This is a genomic window from Shewanella xiamenensis (genome assembly GCF_014647135.1).
In the GTDB taxonomy this organism is placed as follows: Bacteria; Pseudomonadota; Gammaproteobacteria; order Enterobacterales; family Shewanellaceae; genus Shewanella; species Shewanella xiamenensis.
Genome location: NZ_BMOP01000035.1, coordinates 19190 through 36830, shown reverse-complemented (window position 1 = coordinate 36830; position 17641 = coordinate 19190). Strand labels below are relative to the sequence as shown.

10 protein-coding genes are annotated in these 17641 nt (G+C 47.9%); 4 read left to right on the top strand and 6 right to left on the bottom strand.

The features are described 5' to 3' along the window. The first annotated feature begins 324 nt into the window (after positions 1 to 324). Positions 325 to 516, top strand: a complete 192-nt coding sequence (locus IEY09_RS18870; RefSeq protein WP_037414050.1) for a bacterioferritin-associated ferredoxin — start codon at positions 325 to 327, stop codon at positions 514 to 516. A 194-nt stretch (positions 517 to 710) separates the two neighbouring features. Here the strand turns inward: IEY09_RS18870 and IEY09_RS18865 are convergent, their stop codons facing one another. Both IEY09_RS18865 and IEY09_RS18860 read right to left on the bottom strand, forming a co-directional pair. Next, positions 711 to 1367, bottom strand: a complete 657-nt coding sequence (locus tag IEY09_RS18865; RefSeq protein WP_037414052.1) for a thiopurine S-methyltransferase — start codon at positions 1365 to 1367, stop codon at positions 711 to 713. Positions 1368 to 1474: 107 nt separating this feature from the next. Continuing rightward, on the bottom strand, positions 1475 to 1813 hold the full coding sequence (locus IEY09_RS18860; protein WP_037414054.1) for a hypothetical protein: 339 nt from the start codon (positions 1811 to 1813) through the stop codon (positions 1475 to 1477). A 241-nt stretch (positions 1814 to 2054) separates the two neighbouring features. Here IEY09_RS18860 and IEY09_RS18855 point away from each other — a divergent pair, with 241 nt between their 5' ends. After that, positions 2055 to 3863 carry a protein kinase domain-containing protein gene (locus tag IEY09_RS18855; protein ID WP_188872282.1) on the top strand — a complete coding sequence of 603 codons (1809 nt, stop codon included), beginning with the start codon at positions 2055 to 2057 and terminating at the stop codon, positions 3861 to 3863. 45 nt (positions 3864 to 3908) lie between these two features. Here the strand turns inward: IEY09_RS18855 and IEY09_RS18850 are convergent, their stop codons facing one another. The 3 genes from IEY09_RS18850 to IEY09_RS18840 form a co-directional block, all read right to left on the bottom strand. Continuing rightward, positions 3909 to 6311 carry a zinc-dependent metalloprotease gene (locus IEY09_RS18850; protein ID WP_188872280.1) on the bottom strand — a complete coding sequence of 801 codons (2403 nt, stop codon included), beginning with the start codon at positions 6309 to 6311 and terminating at the stop codon, positions 3909 to 3911. A gap of 80 nt (positions 6312 to 6391) precedes the next feature. After that, positions 6392 to 10102 carry a response regulator gene (locus tag IEY09_RS18845; RefSeq protein WP_037414057.1) on the bottom strand — a complete coding sequence of 1237 codons (3711 nt, stop codon included), beginning with the start codon at positions 10100 to 10102 and terminating at the stop codon, positions 6392 to 6394. Positions 10103 to 10321: 219 nt separating this feature from the next. Then, positions 10322 to 11716, bottom strand: coding sequence for a PhoH family protein (locus tag IEY09_RS18840; protein WP_037426948.1), 1395 nt, complete (start codon positions 11714 to 11716; stop codon positions 10322 to 10324). A gap of 390 nt (positions 11717 to 12106) precedes the next feature. Here IEY09_RS18840 and rapA point away from each other — a divergent pair, with 390 nt between their 5' ends. Both rapA and IEY09_RS18830 read left to right on the top strand, forming a co-directional pair. After that, complete coding sequence (rapA, locus tag IEY09_RS18835) at positions 12107 to 15013, top strand: RNA polymerase-associated protein RapA (protein WP_188872278.1); 2907 nt, start codon at positions 12107 to 12109, stop codon at positions 15011 to 15013. A 243-nt stretch (positions 15014 to 15256) separates the two neighbouring features. Continuing rightward, complete coding sequence (locus IEY09_RS18830) at positions 15257 to 16180, top strand: DUF3530 family protein (RefSeq protein WP_037414063.1); 924 nt, start codon at positions 15257 to 15259, stop codon at positions 16178 to 16180. 124 nt (positions 16181 to 16304) lie between these two features. On the opposite strand, the gene IEY09_RS18825 is transcribed toward IEY09_RS18830, so the two are convergent. Next, positions 16305 to 17111, bottom strand: coding sequence for a crotonase/enoyl-CoA hydratase family protein (locus tag IEY09_RS18825; RefSeq protein ID WP_088586182.1), 807 nt, complete (start codon positions 17109 to 17111; stop codon positions 16305 to 16307). Between the last annotated feature and the right edge of the window lie 530 nt (positions 17112 to 17641).

Sequence of the window (17641 nt, the reverse complement as noted above, 5' to 3'; positions counted from 1 at the left end):
GATATCTAAACCGATTGTAGTAATCTTCATAGGTGGACCCGTCCTCTTTCTGATGAGTTTTAGCGACTACATCGTGGCCCATTGCGAGGCCGATTTAAAGTGGATGGGTCCATTCCATTATCCATGAGCTATCCTTCCCTGATACCAATTCAATCATCCATTTTGATCTAAACACTCAGCCTTGATTCACGCCCTTTGAGATTAGCTCAAAAAATGTGCTAAAGGTAACAAAATAGAAAATTGAGAAAACAAGACCACCAACAATATTGCATTTGATAAGCGTTTTCATTTAGAATTAGCCCAACTTATGTTGGAGTTCCAAAAATGTACGTTTGTCTTTGTCACGCCATCACAGATACTCAGATCAAAAACGCAGTAAGCCAAGGCGATACAAGTCTTGCTGACGTTAAAAAGCGTTTAGGCGTTGCCGATCAATGCGGCAAATGCGCAAGAATGGCCGTACAAATCATCCAAAACCAACTCGAAATCGAACCTAATTACTACGAAGTCGCTTAACTTAGAATCTTCAACCCCTTTAAGCAAAACATCATTTTTGTGCTCACTGCTATTCCTAATCGCTAACATCCACATCGTTTTGAGATATTGCACAATATCAAGCTTAAAAACAGATATTGCCGCACATCCCCTTAATGGGACATCCCACTCAGTCAACAGCACAAATGCTTGTCGCTCAATGGGATGCACTCTGTTTATCGGCGTTTTAATAAATACGCAGCTTCATTCAACCAAGGGACTTCTTTCTTAACAAACCTCGGGTTGTCCGCAAGCACGTCCTGACAATCCAAGAGCTGGATTTCAAAATCGTCACTTAAATGTGTTTCTACCCAAGTTGGCGACACCGCAAAAGGTGGCCCACTTAAAGCGTCCTGCGGGTAGTCTAAGGTCACCAATAAACCAACACTGCCCGAAGGCAATAACTGCGCTAATTGCTTGGCATATTGCGCCCGCATACTCTCAGGCCAGGCAATCAAGGCCGCGCGATCATAAAAACCACTCACTTGCGCCGTAATAGACTGAGGTAAGGTGAAGATATCGCCTTGATACAAACTTATCTGTTCGGTTTGGTAATGCTGATGTTCGCCTTCTGCACTTTGCTGCATTGGCAATTGGTTATCGCTAAAAAACTGTTGCACAGCGAGTTCATTCAACTCACAACCAATCACTTGATGCCCCTGCTCGGCTAAAAAACACATATCCAAAGACTTACCACACAGGGGAACAAAAACCTTGGCATCGGCGGGAAGCGCCAATTGATGCCAATACGTGACGAGGAAAGGATTAACGTCTTGTTGATGAAAACCAATCTGTTGTTGCTGCCACTTCTCGTGCCAAAAACCAGGTTCCATAGGTATATCTCAAAAGGCTAAAGTTATCCTTACTCTAATGGCATTTACGAGTGGATGCAAAATCTCAAATACGGCAAGTTAATCATAGCGATGGAAATAGTTAATGATTAAGACAATGCTTCTTGCACCCGGCGTAACCAAGCACAGTTATCACATTGGCATTGGCGACGGGAAAGATGGTGTGGGCTGAGTGAAGAATCAATAAAGTCGACGGCAATAAGCAATTGCTGCTTAAGCTCGGAGATGGATTTTTGTTCGACGGCCACCAGCTCATCATTCTGGTTCATCCAGATACACTCCATACCTTGGTGGCATGTTAGACACTGCTCATCGCTATCATTAAAAAATACCGCATGTGGACAATGAGTCACTTCCATTGACTGTAAAATTCGCTTACGCGGAAACTCTAATAACTCGATCAATAAAGCCTTATCTGGGGCGGGCATATGCCCTCCTTAAATCCACTTTGTCCACGGGAAATTTAACAAAAATATATCCCAATCCAATGTGCTTAAGATTACCTAGACTCTATACGATTTAACTTGATATAAATCAAAGTCAGCGACGAAATGATGGGATAGGTGAGCCGCAAACAGTGCGCATTTTATCCTCTTAAAATAAATCTCCGCTCCTATTTGCTTAACATACCCGCTTGCTGTTTAAATAACCCAAACAAGGAGCCTCGCATTGCAAACACCCCAACTACAACATTTTTACATTTCCGAAGAGCAATCGATTTATTTGCTCAAGGCTAACGATGCCCGCAAGCACAAGGCGTGGATCCGTTTATGTAAACAACAGTTAAGTAAGTTGGGTTATCGAGACATTGAGTTTATCGGTAAGGGGGCTTATGGCTTTGTGTTTGCGGGAATTAATCAGGCCGACGAAGCCCATGTATTTAAATTCTCAAGAATTAATCTGCCGCAGCATATTCAAGACCGCTTAGAGGAAGAAGCCTTTATGCTGTCCTTGCTTAAACACCCCAATATTCCGGGGGCGATCAAATTTGAGCGGGTCGGCAAACAAGGGATTTTAGTGATGGAACGGGCTAAAGGTGAAGATTTGGAGCAACTTTGCCGCCGCTTAGGCGCTCTGCCTCCCGCGATGGTAATGAGTATAGCCCGCCAACTCGCCGATATTCTCTACTATCTACGCACTGGCAAACCCTTAGTACATGGCGATATTAAACCCTCTAATCTTGTTTATGATATTGAAAGCCAACACTTATCCTTAATCGACTGGGGCTCTGCCGTGTTTGCGCAACGGGATGAATATAACAAGGCCGTCGAAGACAATGTGATGACGCTGATGTCGAGCGATCAGCAACACACCAATGCTCGCATGGGAGATGTGTATTTTATTGGCGAAGAACAGCTAAACGGCGCACTCTCCAGCCCACGCTTTGACGAGCAAGGCGTGGCGGCAACTTTATATGCCTTAGCCTCTGGACAAGCCAGTCGATTCGGTGCGCAGGTTATCCCGCCCACCAGCATTGGCTTACCGATGGAATTAGCGCGCACCTTGGAAGGCATGCTTAGTAGTGATGCCGTGCAGCGCAATCTAGCGGGAGATTATTTTCTCAAAAGCATGCGCCACAGCCATAGATTGCACTTACCTGAATTGTTAAAAGCTGAGCTGATGGGGGACATCCCCGTCTGGGTCCAATCCCGTGAAAAAGATGTCGAAACAGTCAGTTACAGTTCGCGTAAATCATTCTTAAAAGAACATAATGCTTACGATCCCATCGCCAAGATGGACGATATTCAACTCGAAAAATACTATCGCAACTTCTTAGCTGGCATGGGCGACACCGAAAAAGGCTTTATCGCCGCCGTGGGTCGTCTAGGCCAATATCCGATCGTGGGCGGACTAGCGATTCATTGGCAAGAAACCGGCGTGTTTATTGATTCTAATCTTGCCATTTACGATGCCAAACAAAAAAGCGCGCTCATCATCGCCGTTAATAATATGGTGACCCTCGCACGGGGAATTAAACGGATCGGCGTCTTTAAGGCCTGCTTTTTTAACGCCAGAGATACGCTGCATATCGAGCGTGAAAACATTCACGAACCTTTTGTCGCCAGTGCCGATTTACAACTGCCCTTTGAAGTGGGTGATGTGCCAACCCTCGAGGATAAATCGCGGCTGCATTCTTACTTTGAAGATGGTAAAGATCCGGATGAAAACCTTGAACTACCGAACGAAATCATGGAGGAATTGGCGAGGATCAACCAAATCCACCATACAGGTTGCATTATTTTTGAAGCCCTACCGAACCACTTAAAGATCCACAGTTACTTAAAGTTGCTCAACCCGCGTAAACAGGCAGCGTTTCGCGCCAGCCTCGACCGCATTTTGCATTATGTCGGTAAAATTCAAGGTCATGGCGTTTCCGGCTTTATGAAACTGCCCTATAAAAATACCCGTCGTTTTACCCATATTGAACGTAAGCCCGAGTATTTTTATCCTAAAAATCCAAAAGAAATAGGCGCTTAACGATTCTATTCGCTAACGCCTATTATGCTGACGGCCCAACCTAGACTAGATAGGTGAGCCTGGCGGTAAAGTTAAGGGCTTAGGGATAAGCTTTTTATTAGCATCCAAGAGCCCCTCACTAAGGCCCTGCTCCAATCCGTTATAGTGGGCAGCCACTTTAGCATTGGCTCGGTTAGCTTTGGCTTTGAGCTGCTTTATCACAAATTGAGCACGTTCAAAGAGCGCAGCCTTAACCTCTGGCGCAGTTTGCGGATCGTGGTAGGTCGACAAGAGTTCATCGATCACCACCGCATTAACGCGCATCCACACACCTTCAACTAAGCCAAGCTTATCTTCCTGATATAACGTCGCGGCAAACAACTTATTCAGTAGGGTCTCAACCGAGAGTTGCTCATTATCGGCCATCGCCGCTTGACTCACACGATTTAAGCGTTTTGGCATGAGCAGTAAGCTTACAGTGTGGCGAGCAGACACTTCTGCCATGCCAAGGGGATCGCTCGCCACCCCAAGCCCCGATTCAAACGACTCCCGCGTTGGCTGATAATTACCCGCTTTAGGGACTAAAGTGTCTAACAATGTTTGTGGGACAGTTAGACTTGCTGCATCTAAGGTGCTTAACAACGCATCGAGACCCGACAATTGTAATGGCGGTGCAATATAGCTCCAGCGACCGCCCTCACCGATAGACAAATAGTGATAGTCGGTGCCGCCAATAAATTTTGCGACAGCCTCGATTTGGTAACGATTGAGTAGATAGATAGGTACAAAAGCATCGACCAATTCACCAAGCGGCTCGCTAGGCAATAAGGCCGCTCGACTGAAACCTTCAATCGCCTTGGCACGAATGCGATTTAGCTCCAATAGTTGAGCGATTGGATCATCACCACTGTCCCACAAACTTGCATAGGCATGACTGGCATCCTTTTGGCGAGAGTCGGCTTCACCGATGTAACGCAGTCCCTTACGCGCGACCTCGGCCAACAACTGATTTTGCAGCGCCAACTGGGCAGTCACATCGCCTTCATCGCTATAACCGTAGGCTATGGCAAAGTTATCCCACGGCCCGACACCAACGCCATAAGGTGCTGAAATATCAATATCATTGCCTTTCAGCTGGATCTTGGGATGGGGGTAATCCATCACAGAGGCATCCTGATTGGTTGAGGCGGCAAAGTTATGATCTAACCCTAAGGTATGGCCGACCTCATGGGCAGCAAGTTGCCGAATACGCGCTAAAGCCAGCTCATTAGCGGCCTTCTCTGCCGCCGCTCTATCCTGCCAGCCTGCGGTTAATCCTTTGGCAATCAAATAATCTTGGCGTACCCGTAAGCTCCCTAAGGTCACTTGGCCTTTGATGATTTCGCCAGTACGCGGATCGGTGAGCGCTGCGCCATAGGACCAGCCTCGCGTCGCACGGTGGACCCACTGGATCATGTTATAACGGATATCCTGCGGATCGGCATCGGGCGGCAACAGTTCAACCTTAAAACCGTTGATAAACCCCGCTTGGGTGAAGGCCGTTTCCCACCAGCGTGCGCCATCGAGCAGTGCCGAGCGAATAGGCTCAGGCACACCTGGGTCGAGGTAATAGGTGATAGGTTTAACCACCTCACTAGGCGCAGGGCCTGGGTTCACCTTTTGCAGGCGGTGGCGCAAAATAAACCGCTGCACCAGAGGCTCAGAAAAATCCGTCGCATAGTCGCGGTACTCATCGGATAGATAGCCGCTCATCGGATGATAGGCGCGAACTTGATAGCCTTCGCCTGGCAATTCAACAAAAGAATAACGCATCCGCACTGACATAAAGGTGCCATCGGGCGTGACCTTAGCGACTTGCTCGCCAGCAACATCGCCCTTAAAGGTCAATTGCACATCTACATCGCTATTGTTTTCAAAGGATTTAACTCCTGCGGGCAAAATCGCCGAGCGGGTTAAATCGAGATGATAATTGCCCTGTCCCGTCTGTTGCAGCACATGTGAGACACCGTGCAGATCATTAAGCACTAGCTCACTGATCGCCACCATATCCGGCTTACCTTCGAGCAATTTTCCCTGCCACAATACCGAATCGGCAAAGGCTTCCTCTACTGCTCGTTTTTCGGCGGCATCTTGGGTATTGGCGCGATACTGGGTGTTCAGTTGCTTAAGCTGGATGTAGGGACCTTGACGTTCAAACTGCACCATGCGGGTTTGACCTAACTGGCCACGATCTAAGCCGATATCGTTAGAGCCAACCCCTTCAGGTAAGCTAGTCACCAAGAGAAAGGGCTGATTGAGGCGACTCACCTCAAGGTATAACTCCCCTTCGCTCGGTTCATAGTAAAAATTGAGAAATCCCTTGGCTACTTGGCTTTGTTTAACAATTTTAGTGCTCGGCAGAGTAGCGGCAACGCTAAGGGCTGGCAAACCTAAGAGCAGGATGGCGAGGGCTAGGCTATGGGGTTTCATCTTTCCTCCTGAACTGGCTGTCTACGTGGTCACGCTATGAAACTAACCACGCGGGGCCATCACTGGCCCCGGGCGAACAATTAATGGTGATTATGTTTGTGCTTAATCCAATGGGTTAAGGTTTCAAATAATTCGGATAGCACGATAGGCTTAGTAATATGGGCATTCATCCCTGCGGCGAGACTCTTTTCCCGATCACCAGACATCGCATGGGCTGTCATGGCGATAATCGGTAAGGCATCAGCGCTGTAACGTTCACGCAGTGCCCGCGCCGCCGTTAAACCATCCATTACTGGCATTTGAATATCCATTAATACCGCATCGAAGGGGCGCGAGTCGATAATATCCAACGCAATTTGGCCATTTCCTGCGACGACGACTTCGTAACCCGCACTCTTTAACAGCTCTGTCGCAACCTGTTGGTTGATAAAGTTATCTTCAACCAAGAGCACTAAACCTGTGTGCTCACCTTCTTCGACAGCCACTTCAGCAATAGGCTGTGCGACATTGAGCCTTGGCTCGTCGGCAAAGGCGGCAATAATCTCATCGAACAGGCTCGAGGCCTTAAAGGGCTTTTGCAACACAGCAAACACATTGGCACTATCGACTTCAAGTTGCAAAGGTTCAGCCGCATAGGCCGTCATCATAATAATGATTGGCCGTTTCGCGATCCGACCTTCGGCCACCATGGTATCGATGGCGCTAATCACATCACTGCCATCCATTTCTGGCATCATCCAATCGAGCAACAATAAATCGATAGGATCTCGCGACAACTTATACAGCGCCTCGGCGCCGCTCGCGGCCGTATCCACCTCGAAGTGGAAATCGCGCATCAACGCTGAGTAAATTTGCAGCGCCGTTGGGTTATCATCCACCACAAGTGTGCGTAAATTATTGAGTTTTTCAGGCACAACTAAGGGCTCAACCTTGGCCTCTTCGGCAATCTCAAAGCTGATGGTAAAACTAAAGGTACTGCCAACGCCTAACTCACTCTGTACTTGCATCTTGCCACCCATCATGGAGACCAAATGCTTACTGATCGATAAACCTAAGCCTGTGCCGCCGTATTTACGGGTCGTCGAACCATCGGCTTGGGCAAAGGCATCGAATAACTTTTCCTGCTGATCTTTACTGATCCCAATACCGGTATCCCGCACCCAGAATTTTAAGGTAATCCGGTGATCGCGCTCGCCGACATCTTCACATCCCAATTCAATCTCGCCGGATTGGGTAAACTTCACCGCGTTCGACAACAAATTGATCAGCACTTGGCCTAGACGCAGTGGATCGCCCTTAAGAATGAGCCCTGCCGTCACTGGCGCATACAGCAATAATTCAACGCCTTGTTCCTGCGCCTTAAGCGCGTTGAGATCGAGGGCATGATCGAGCACTTTATCCAGCGGAAATGGCACCCGCTCCAACTCTAACTTACCCGCCTCAATCTTAGAGAAGTCGAGAATATCGTTAATAATCCGCAGTAACGACTGCGCCGAGAAACCGGCTTTTTCGAGGTAATCCTTCTGCTGCGCCGTCAGCGAGGTGCGCTGCGCCAACTGCAACATACCGATAATAGCGTTCATTGGCGTGCGGATTTCATGGCTCATATTCGCCAAAAATTCACTCTTATACAGGTTGGCCAATTCCGCATCCTGCTTCGCCTCCAACAGCGCCACTTCGTTACTCTTATGGCGCGTGATGTCCTTATGGGTACCGACCATACGCTTAGGCTGACCATCGGCGGTAAATTCCACTACCCGTCCACGGGAAAGCACCCAGTGATAACTGCCATTTTTACCTAAAATCCGAAACTCGATTTCATAAGCATCGACCGGGTTTTGCAGATACTGATTACGATATTCTTCGACGCGAATTCTATCGTCGGGATGCGTCAGTTGATCAATCGCCGACAATAACGCAGGGAATTCATTGGGTTTATACCCCAGCATCGAATAATAGGATGGGTTGCAAATAATATGCTCCGAATCCAAATACCAGTCCCATAGACCGTCCTCTACCGCATCCATCGCTAAGTGGTAACGCTCTTCCGACAGACGTAACTGTTCGGCGGACTCGTACTCACGCGTCACATCGCGCCACACGGCAATTAAGCCTTGCAGCTCACCACGACGGTTATAGAAAGGCAGTTTCAGGGTGTCGAGCAACACAGGTTTACCCGCTAACTCGACCTTCTCTTGATAACGCAGCGGCGTGCGATCTTTTAGGATCTGCTCATCCTCGGCACGAATACGAATGCCCATCTCTGGCGAGGTTAAATCCTCCGACGACAGACCGATCATCTCGCTTTCGGTGTAACCCAACATCCGCTCGGCGGCCTTGTTACAGCCGAGGTAATTGCCCTCTTTATCTTTAAAGACAATGGCTTCTGGGATGGAGTCGAGTAAGGACCGCAATAACGCATATTCACGTTCGCGGCGCTCGGTAGCATCTTTTAACCGCTCAGTACGACGCGCGACCAGTTTATCGAGTCGTTTATTTTGCTCGGCCAGATGGTGAGTGTATTGCTTGTTTTCCTCAAAAATGCGGCTGACCAATAGGAACCAAGGCTCCCAACCAGGGGTGATTTTTTCCGGCGGTTTACGCGGTTCTTGGGAGCAGCCCTCTAAGTGGGATAACAGCCGCGATGCAGGGCTCACAAAAGAGCGGCGCGTTTGCCAGTGTACTATGGTCACCAGCACCGACAGAGCGATGACCACAAGGATAAAGGTCAGTTGCAGTTTTTCGACCGAATCTTGGAACAGGTCGTCTTCATTTTGCAGATATAACAAGCGCCAAGGCGCATTATGCAGCGCAACCGAGTGGATATAGTAACCGTTACGAATAATGCCTTCGTGGGCGTCGAATAATTCAGACTCAGGCAACGAATGCAGCTCAGAAGGAATGCGCTGGCTGATGTGATACACCCGATTGATATCAGAGCCATCAAAATCACTGTGGGATAAAATATTATTCTGCTGATCGAGCAGGATCACCGTCCCCGGCATTTTGAAGTACACCCGAATTTGCCGCGCCAATGAGGCTAAGGTCATATCGAGGTTTATCGAACCCATAAACTCATCGTCGAGATAAACGGGCACACCTAAGGTGGTCAATAAGCCTTTACCTGTGGAGTCGACGTAGGCCTCACTCCAAAACACGCTGCGTTGCGGGTTCATCGCTGGCGTCGCGTATTGGAATTGTTTTTTATTGAGCAACTCGTCTCTAAAACGTTGATCATCATTGGTCCAAGGGAAGTAGGACATCATCCGCTGGCGCGATAGATAATAAATTGCCGAGGCTTTGGGTGCGGCTTCTTTGGCCACAGGGAAAGACAGCGATAACTCGAACAGCATTTCCAGCTCTTGGTAGAACTTATCACTGCGACCATCGAGGGAACCCGCGCCCGTGATCCGCCCCATATTAGTGAATGGCTTGCCACCTTTGGCGTAATTAGGCTCTAAGGTAAAATACTGACCACTTTCGTTAAATTTGCCGTACTGCGGTAAGCGATCCTTACGCACTAACTCACCTAAACGTAGGTGATCCACAGCCACATCCCGCAAGCTCTTCACCGCACGGATGCTCGACTCCAGTAGTAAGTCAATTTGCAATACATGGCGTTCAACCTGCTCTTCACGCTGATCCATCTGCTGGCTTTTCTGGCGATCGAAAAACATCCACGCCGTCAGCAACGACAGGACAATTACACCGATATAAGTATAAAAAACGGCACGGTTATAATTCTTTTGGATCGGCGATTTTAGCTGGAGATCCGGCTCACTCGATTTCATCCACTACCCTTGATTACAGCACTTGATTTAGCCATCGGTGGCAAAAGTTACGGAGTTCATTTATGGGTCCTTATATTAGCAGGAAGAAACCCCGAGTCACATCAAATAATTGCCATACTAAGACTGGCAAAGTCTATGATTAGCTAACTGAAAAATCATAGAAATGGCTAAAAATAAAGGTCCCACAAGTGAGACCTTTTGTAACAATTTAGTTAATGGTTAGAGATGTTCTTCAGCGTATTCAGCTAAGCGTGAACGCACCACGCCATTCAGGTATAAGTTTGCACTGCCTTCAAAGTCTTTAAAACGTTCCACTATGTAGGTTAAACCCGAGGTCACTGCGGTGAGATAATTCGAATCGATCTGCGCTAAGTTACCGCAACAAATCAATTTTGTACCTTCTCCCATCCGAGTGATCATGGTTTTGATCTGCGACGCCGTTAAGTTTTGACATTCATCCAAGAGTACAATGGAGTTTTGGATCGAGCGGCCGCGCATAAAGTTGATCGACTTAAATTGGATATTCGCCTTCTCCATGATGTAGTTCAAACTGCCGGTCGGATTGACATCATTCTTATGCAGCACTTCTAAGGTATCGGTAATGGCCGCGAGCCATGGCATCATCTTTTCTTCTTCGGTGCCGGGTAAAAAACCGATGGACTCGGCAATTTCTGGCGTATTACGAGTCACAATCACCTTATCGTAGCGATTACGCTCAACCACCAGCTCAAGCGCAGCCGCCATTGCTAATAAGGTTTTACCGCAACCTGCGGGTCCCGTTAAGATCACCAGATCGATATCGGGATCGAGCAAGGCTTGCAGCGCCATGCCTTGATAAACATTCTTAGGTTTAACGCCCCACGCCTCGAGGTTTTTTAAGCGCTCGCGGCCCAGATCTAAAATATGCAGATGGGTATCGCTACGCTCGGTGACGCGGCCACAAAAATCAGATTCGGTATCAATCAGATACTGGTTAATGTAGAAAGGTTCGTTGTCTAAATCTTTCAGCGGGACTTCATGAATCGTATGCCGACCGTGGCGCTCGGTGGACACTTTGTTTAAATGCTCCCAAAAATTACCTTCGAACTGATAAAAGCCCTTGCTGAGGAAACGAATATCGTCGATCAGCTGGTCGGTTCGATAATCCTCAACCAATTGAATACCCGCGCCCTTGGCCTTAAGACGCATATTGATATCTTTAGTGACGAGTACCACAGTACGTGGATGGTGAAGATTTTGTAGATGTAGTGCGGTATTGATAATGCGGTTATCGTTGCCATCCCCCGGCAGGGCACCTAAGGTAAAATCGACAAGATGGTCAGGGAAAATAGAAAGTGAGCCTATTGCATCGGCATGCCCTTCTCGACTTGGCAAAGGGACGCCATTAATAATTTGTTCAGGTGTTGTATCGCCGCCGAGGGTATCTTCCAATGCCCTAATGGCAACTCTCGCATCGCGACTCACATCACTCTTTCGATCTTTAATCTGGTCTAGCTCTTCTAGCACAGTCATCGGAATGACTACATCGTGCTCTTTAAACGAATAGATCGCCAAAGGTTCATGTAGTAACACATTGGTATCCAGTACAAACAACTTTCTGTCGTCTTGTTCCATGGCGCCTCCAGAGTGCTCGATTATTTTATGTTATATCTCGTTCCCAGTGAGTGGATATGGCTCCTTTGCTGATTGGCGTTAGGTTAAGAATGATCTTTAAGTTCAAGCCTCTACCGTATAAAGATAGATAGCGGCTTACACTAATATTGGCACCATTCTCAATGAATGCCAACCAAATCATCAGAGACTCGAAAGCAGTGTAGGTCCCTCGATATGACAGAAGCATGACAAAACCTCGAGCTGCAACAGAGAATTTTCTTCACTGTTCAATTTGTAATCTGCTGTGTGGAGAATTAGTCTCTAACGGTTGAGAGGGCGATTCAAATATCCCTAGTATTGATATAACATACGCGCCCTTTGTTAGAGTCCGCCCAGAGATGAGAATTTAAGATGCCGTTTGCCTTAGGACAACGTTGGATAAGTGATACCGAGTCAGAGCTTGGTTTAGGAACAGTCGTACAAGTTGAAGGCCGCATGGTCACAGTGTTATTCCCTGCGACTGGTGAGAACCGTATGTTCTCGCGTAACGAAGCCCCGCTGACCCGCGTCATATACAACCCTGGCGATACGGTTGAAAGCCATGAAGGCTGGAGCCTCTCGGTCGAAGAACTCACCGAAAAAGACGGCCTCGTCGTCTACCACGGAATCCACAGCGAAACAGGTGAGAAAACCAGCCTGCGTGAGACCCTGTTAAACCACAACATTCGTTTTAACAAACCGCAGGATCGCCTGTTTGCGGGTCAGATTGACCGCCTCGATCGTTTCGGCATTCGTTACCAATGCCAGTTACTGCGCAATCAACTGGCGACCTCTGATTTACTCGGCTTACAAGGGCCACGCGTTGGTCTTATCCCCCATCAAATGTGGATTGCCCATGAAGTGGGTCGCCGTTATGCGCCGCGGGTGTTGCTGGCCGACGAAGTGGGTTTGGGTAAAACCATCGAAGCAGGGCTAATTATCCACCAACAACTGCTGACAGGCCGTGCCGAACGAGTATTGATTATTGTGCCGGATACCCTGCGCCATCAGTGGTTAGTGGAAATGCTGCGCCGCTTTAACTTGCGCTTCTCCGTGTTTGATGAGGACCGTTGCGTTGAAGCCTTTGCCGACCACGACAACCCTTTCTACACCGAACAGTTAGTGATTTGTTCACTCGAATTACTGCGCAAAAAGAAACGTCTCGACCAAGCACTCGATGCCGATTGGGATCTGTTAGTGGTTGATGAAGCGCACCATTTAGAGTGGACCGAAGACGCCCCAAGCCGCGCCTACCAAGTGGTTGAAGCCTTAAGCGAAGTCGTACCGGGCGTATTATTACTGACCGCAACACCGGATCAACTCGGTCACGAGAGCCATTTTGCGCGCTTGCGCCTACTCGACCCAGATCGTTTCTATGACTACGACGCCTTCCTTGCTGAAGAAAACAGCTACAAAGATGTCGCCATCGCCGCCGAAGCTTTAGCGGGCGAAAGCAAATTATCCGATACCGCTATCAACAGCTTAACCGAATTACTCAGCGAAAAAGACATAGCGCCGAGCATTCGGTTAATTCAAGCCGAAGGCATCGACAGCGAATTGCAACAAGCGGCGCGCAGCGAATTACTGCAAGAACTGCTTGATCGCCACGGCACTGGCCGCGTGCTTTACCGCAACAGCCGCGCCTCGGTAAAAGGTTTTCCGAAACGTATTTTCAACGCCTATCCCCATGCGATGCCTGAGCAATATCTTACCGCTGCACGCGTTAATGAGATGATGGGCGGTCGTAAAACCTTAGAAGCGAAAGCGGCACAAGCCTTAAGCCCTGAAAAACTCTATCAAGAATTTGAAGACAACAGCGCCAGTTGGTGGAAATTCGATCCTCGCGTGGATTGGTTAATCGAGTTTTTAAAGTCGCACCGCAGCAAGAAAGTGCTGATTATCGCCAGTGGCGCCGATACCGCCCTGAGCTTAGAAGAAGCCCTGCGTACCCGTGAAGGCATTCAAGCGACCGTATTCCACGAAGGCATGTCGATCATCGAGCGCGATAAAGCGGGTGCTTACTTTGCCCAAGAAGAAGGCGGCGCTCAGGCATTAATCTGTTCTGAAATCGGCTCCGAGGGTCGTAACTTCCAGTTTGCTAGCCACTTAGTGCTGTTCGATCTGCCATTAAACCCAGATTTATTAGAGCAACGTATCGGCCGTTTAGACCGTATTGGTCAAAAGAACGATATCCAAATTCACTTGCCTTATCTGCAAGATACGGCGCAGGAGCGTTTACTCCAATGGTATCACCAAGGTCTAAATGCCTTCGAGCTTACCTGCCCTGGCGGCCATATACTTTTCAGTGAATTTGCCGAAGATCTGTTAAATGTTCTTGTCGGCGGTGATGAAGATGAGCTAACCAATCTGCTCAATCACACCCAAAGCCGTTACAAAGAACTGAAACACGCCATGGAGCAAGGCCGTGATAAACTGCTAGAAATCAACTCCCATGGCGGCGATAAAGCCAAAGCGATTGTCGAGCGTTTAGCCCAAAGCGATCAAGATACTAAGCTGATTGGTTCGGTGATCCGCTTGTGGGACATTATCGGTGTCGACCAGGAAGATAAAGGCGAAAACTCGATCATCCTGCGCCCAAGCGAACACATGATGTTCCCAACCTATCCGGGTCTGCACGAGGATGGCGTAACGGTCACCTTCGACCGTGATACCGCGCTCTCCCGTGACGATATCGCCCTGATCACCCAAGAGCATCCGTTGGTGCAAACAGGCTTAGATCTGATCACAGGCTCTGACACAGGCACGACGAGCGTCGCGATTTTGAAAAACAAAGCCTTACCCGCCGGCACCCTGTTCTTAGAACTGATCTACATGGCGGATGCTTCGGCGCCTAAATCGAGCCAGTTATATCGTTATCTGCCACCAACGCCTATCCGTGTACTGCTGGATAAAAACGGTAACGATTTGTCAGCTAAGGTGGATTACACCAGCTTTGACAAACAGTTAAGCGCGGTTAACCGCCATATTGGCAGTAAGTTAGTCACAGCTTCACAACCGATTCTGCATCCGTTATTTGCTAAGGGTGAAGAATATGCCCAAGCCGCGGTGAACGAGTTAGTGGCGCAGGCGCGTGAAAAGATGACCAGTCAACTGACGGGTGAATTAGACCGTTTAGAGTCCTTGAAAGCGGTTAACCCGAATATCCGTGAGGAAGAGTTGGAATACCTGCGTAATCAAATGCAGGAACTGAGCACTTACCTCGACGCGAGTCAGTTACAGCTTGATGCGATTCGTATGGTGCTAGTTAGCCATGTTTAATCTTGATTGGCATTAAACTGAGCCTGATCCGGCTCGCTTAAGCTAAAACACAAACGCCCAGCCAAATCGCTGGGCGTTTTTATTTTCTCTGTTGTATAAACATTTTTTTCGCATAAGTCTATCCAGGCGCCGCAGTGCGCGGTCGCCGTCACGAGCTCAAGCAAAAATTGCTTCTGCTACGCAGCTTAAGGTTATACTCTAGCTAATTGAATTTATAAGACTACACAGGTGGTTATCAATTCTATGGCGCGTATCATTCCCTCGGTATTGAGCCTCACCTTAGCTCTCGCCAGTGCGAGCTTACTCGCCGCCGATCCCAGTAGCCAAACTCCCGAGCCTAGCGCCGAAGCAGCTCAGTCTAATCCTAACAAACCGACGCCCGCTAAAAGAGCGAGCAGCTATTTACCCGCCAATGAGATCAAACAAATCACCATAGATGACCAACCACTTGAACTCTTAGTCCGCTCATGGGAAGGCCGAAAAAAACTCGGTGCAGCCATTATTTTACCCGCCACTAATGGCACCGCCGATGCGCCCGGATTAATGGCCTTTGTCCGACGTAATATCAATGCGGCTGGTTGGGCGAGCTTAAGCCTCACACCGCCAACAGAACCACCAGCGCCCAATTTTGCCACCCCAGCAACTGAAGTCGCGACTGCGGGGTCAGCGCAATTAACCACGCCTTCCAATAAACCAAGTCAAAAGGTAAAGCCTGAAGACAGTAATAAGCATCTCCTTGAGCAAGAAGACTTTCTCGTTAAAAGCATGTCACAGCTCGACAGCGTTGGTAGCGATTATCCTGGTAAACGAGTGCTGATCACCGCCGATCAAAGTGCTGGATTATTGATAAGCCTATTAAGCCAAAAGAAAATTGCCGATCCCGATGTATTGATTGTCATCAATCCCTACAGTGAAGACGAAACGCGCAACCAAGCCATAGCCGAGAAGCTCGCTAAACTCACGATGCCGATACTCGATATTCAATCACCCGATGGTCACCCCGCCTCATTAGAAACGGCTGAACAACGTAAAACGCTGGCAGTGACCTTAGAGGCACCCAATTATCGGCAGACAACGCTGGCATTGAATCTGGATAATGAAAGCGCTTGGCAGAATTGTTTATCGGCCATTAGAGGATTCGCCGCCCGAATGAGCGGCGCCTATTGAAATTTTAATCCCCCTGATTTTACGAGCACGGCTTGCTAGAACAAAATAAAGCTCGACACAGCAACGCAGCCTCAGCATTGAGGAAGTCTTTAACATGGCTTTCTCGCTAATGGCATCAACCAAGTTACCAGCCAGACTGGCGATCCTTGTAGGGTTTAGTGGGATCTTTTAACTGACGAACCGCAGCGATAGTACGATTTTTGCCAAGCAGTAATCTCACTTGACTCCATGACTCGCGGCATAGCAACGCACGGACCGAAGCAGTCCAGCTGCGGTTAATACTCAGCTTAATTGCCGCAGCCGCATCGGGGGAGGTATTGAGGAGTTCTTCCGCCAATTGTTGCGCGCTTAACATTGGGTTATCACTTAACTGAGTCACTAAACCTAAGGTGTTAGCCTCTTCGCCAGAGAGCACTTTTGCCGTGAGACTGAGTAACATCGCTTGATCCTTTGGCATAATTTGCCGCAATGCCACTAGGCCTGCCATATCGGGCACCAGCCCCCATTTGGCCTCCATAATGGATAACTTACTGTCAGGGCTTGCTATCCTAAAATCCGCACCTAAAGCGATTTGCATTCCTCCACCATAACAGCAGCCTTCCAATACCGCGATAACGGGTACAGGTAAACGCTGCCAGCCAAGGGATACTCTTTGGGCTAGGTTGGCATTGCCTGGCAACCCTTTAAACAGCAATTTAACTGCTTGCATCGGCGCCGACATCACGCTTTTGACATCCAAGCCAGAACTAAAATGACCTCCAGCGCCAGATAAAATTACTAGCCGAATACGCGGATCTGATTTAATCCTTTTGATGGTTTTATCGAGTTCGCTAAACATCAAATAATTAATTGCATTGAACTTTTCTGGACGATTAAGCACAACATTTGCGATGCCATTCTCAACCGTAACTTGCACACAACGCTCACCCATGAAATATCCTGCTACTGGTCAGTCCAGACCAAATGTTAACATGTTTGGCATGATTAACCAAAACATGTAACATAAGGCCGAATTTTGACTTTAGTCAAAATATTGTCAGTCACCGTTAAGTATTAGTGTGCGATTATGTTAGGCTGCAATCTAAAACCTAACAAATTCTGATTTATGAAGCTGTTAGAATAAATTTACGATGCTGTTCAGCCCATGCCAGCGTCTAATTTGAACAAAATGCATCTCTAGCAACTCCGCTTACCTACAGCATGTATATCTGTGCATGATAGAGGATCGATACTGTAGACATCTGTTGATGGATTAAGCATATAGATGGTCGCAAAATCGAGGTATTTTTTGCGATAAATAACGAAGTTAACTTAGCTAACCACAATTTTAATCGCACTATGCCTTTAGAATTTAATGGCAAGATAAATAAAATTAGCTAATTAAATCTATAAGTTATATATAGATGATGTAAATCAAACTTGCCCGAAGCACATAATTCGTCACTCAAACATGAAGAATTA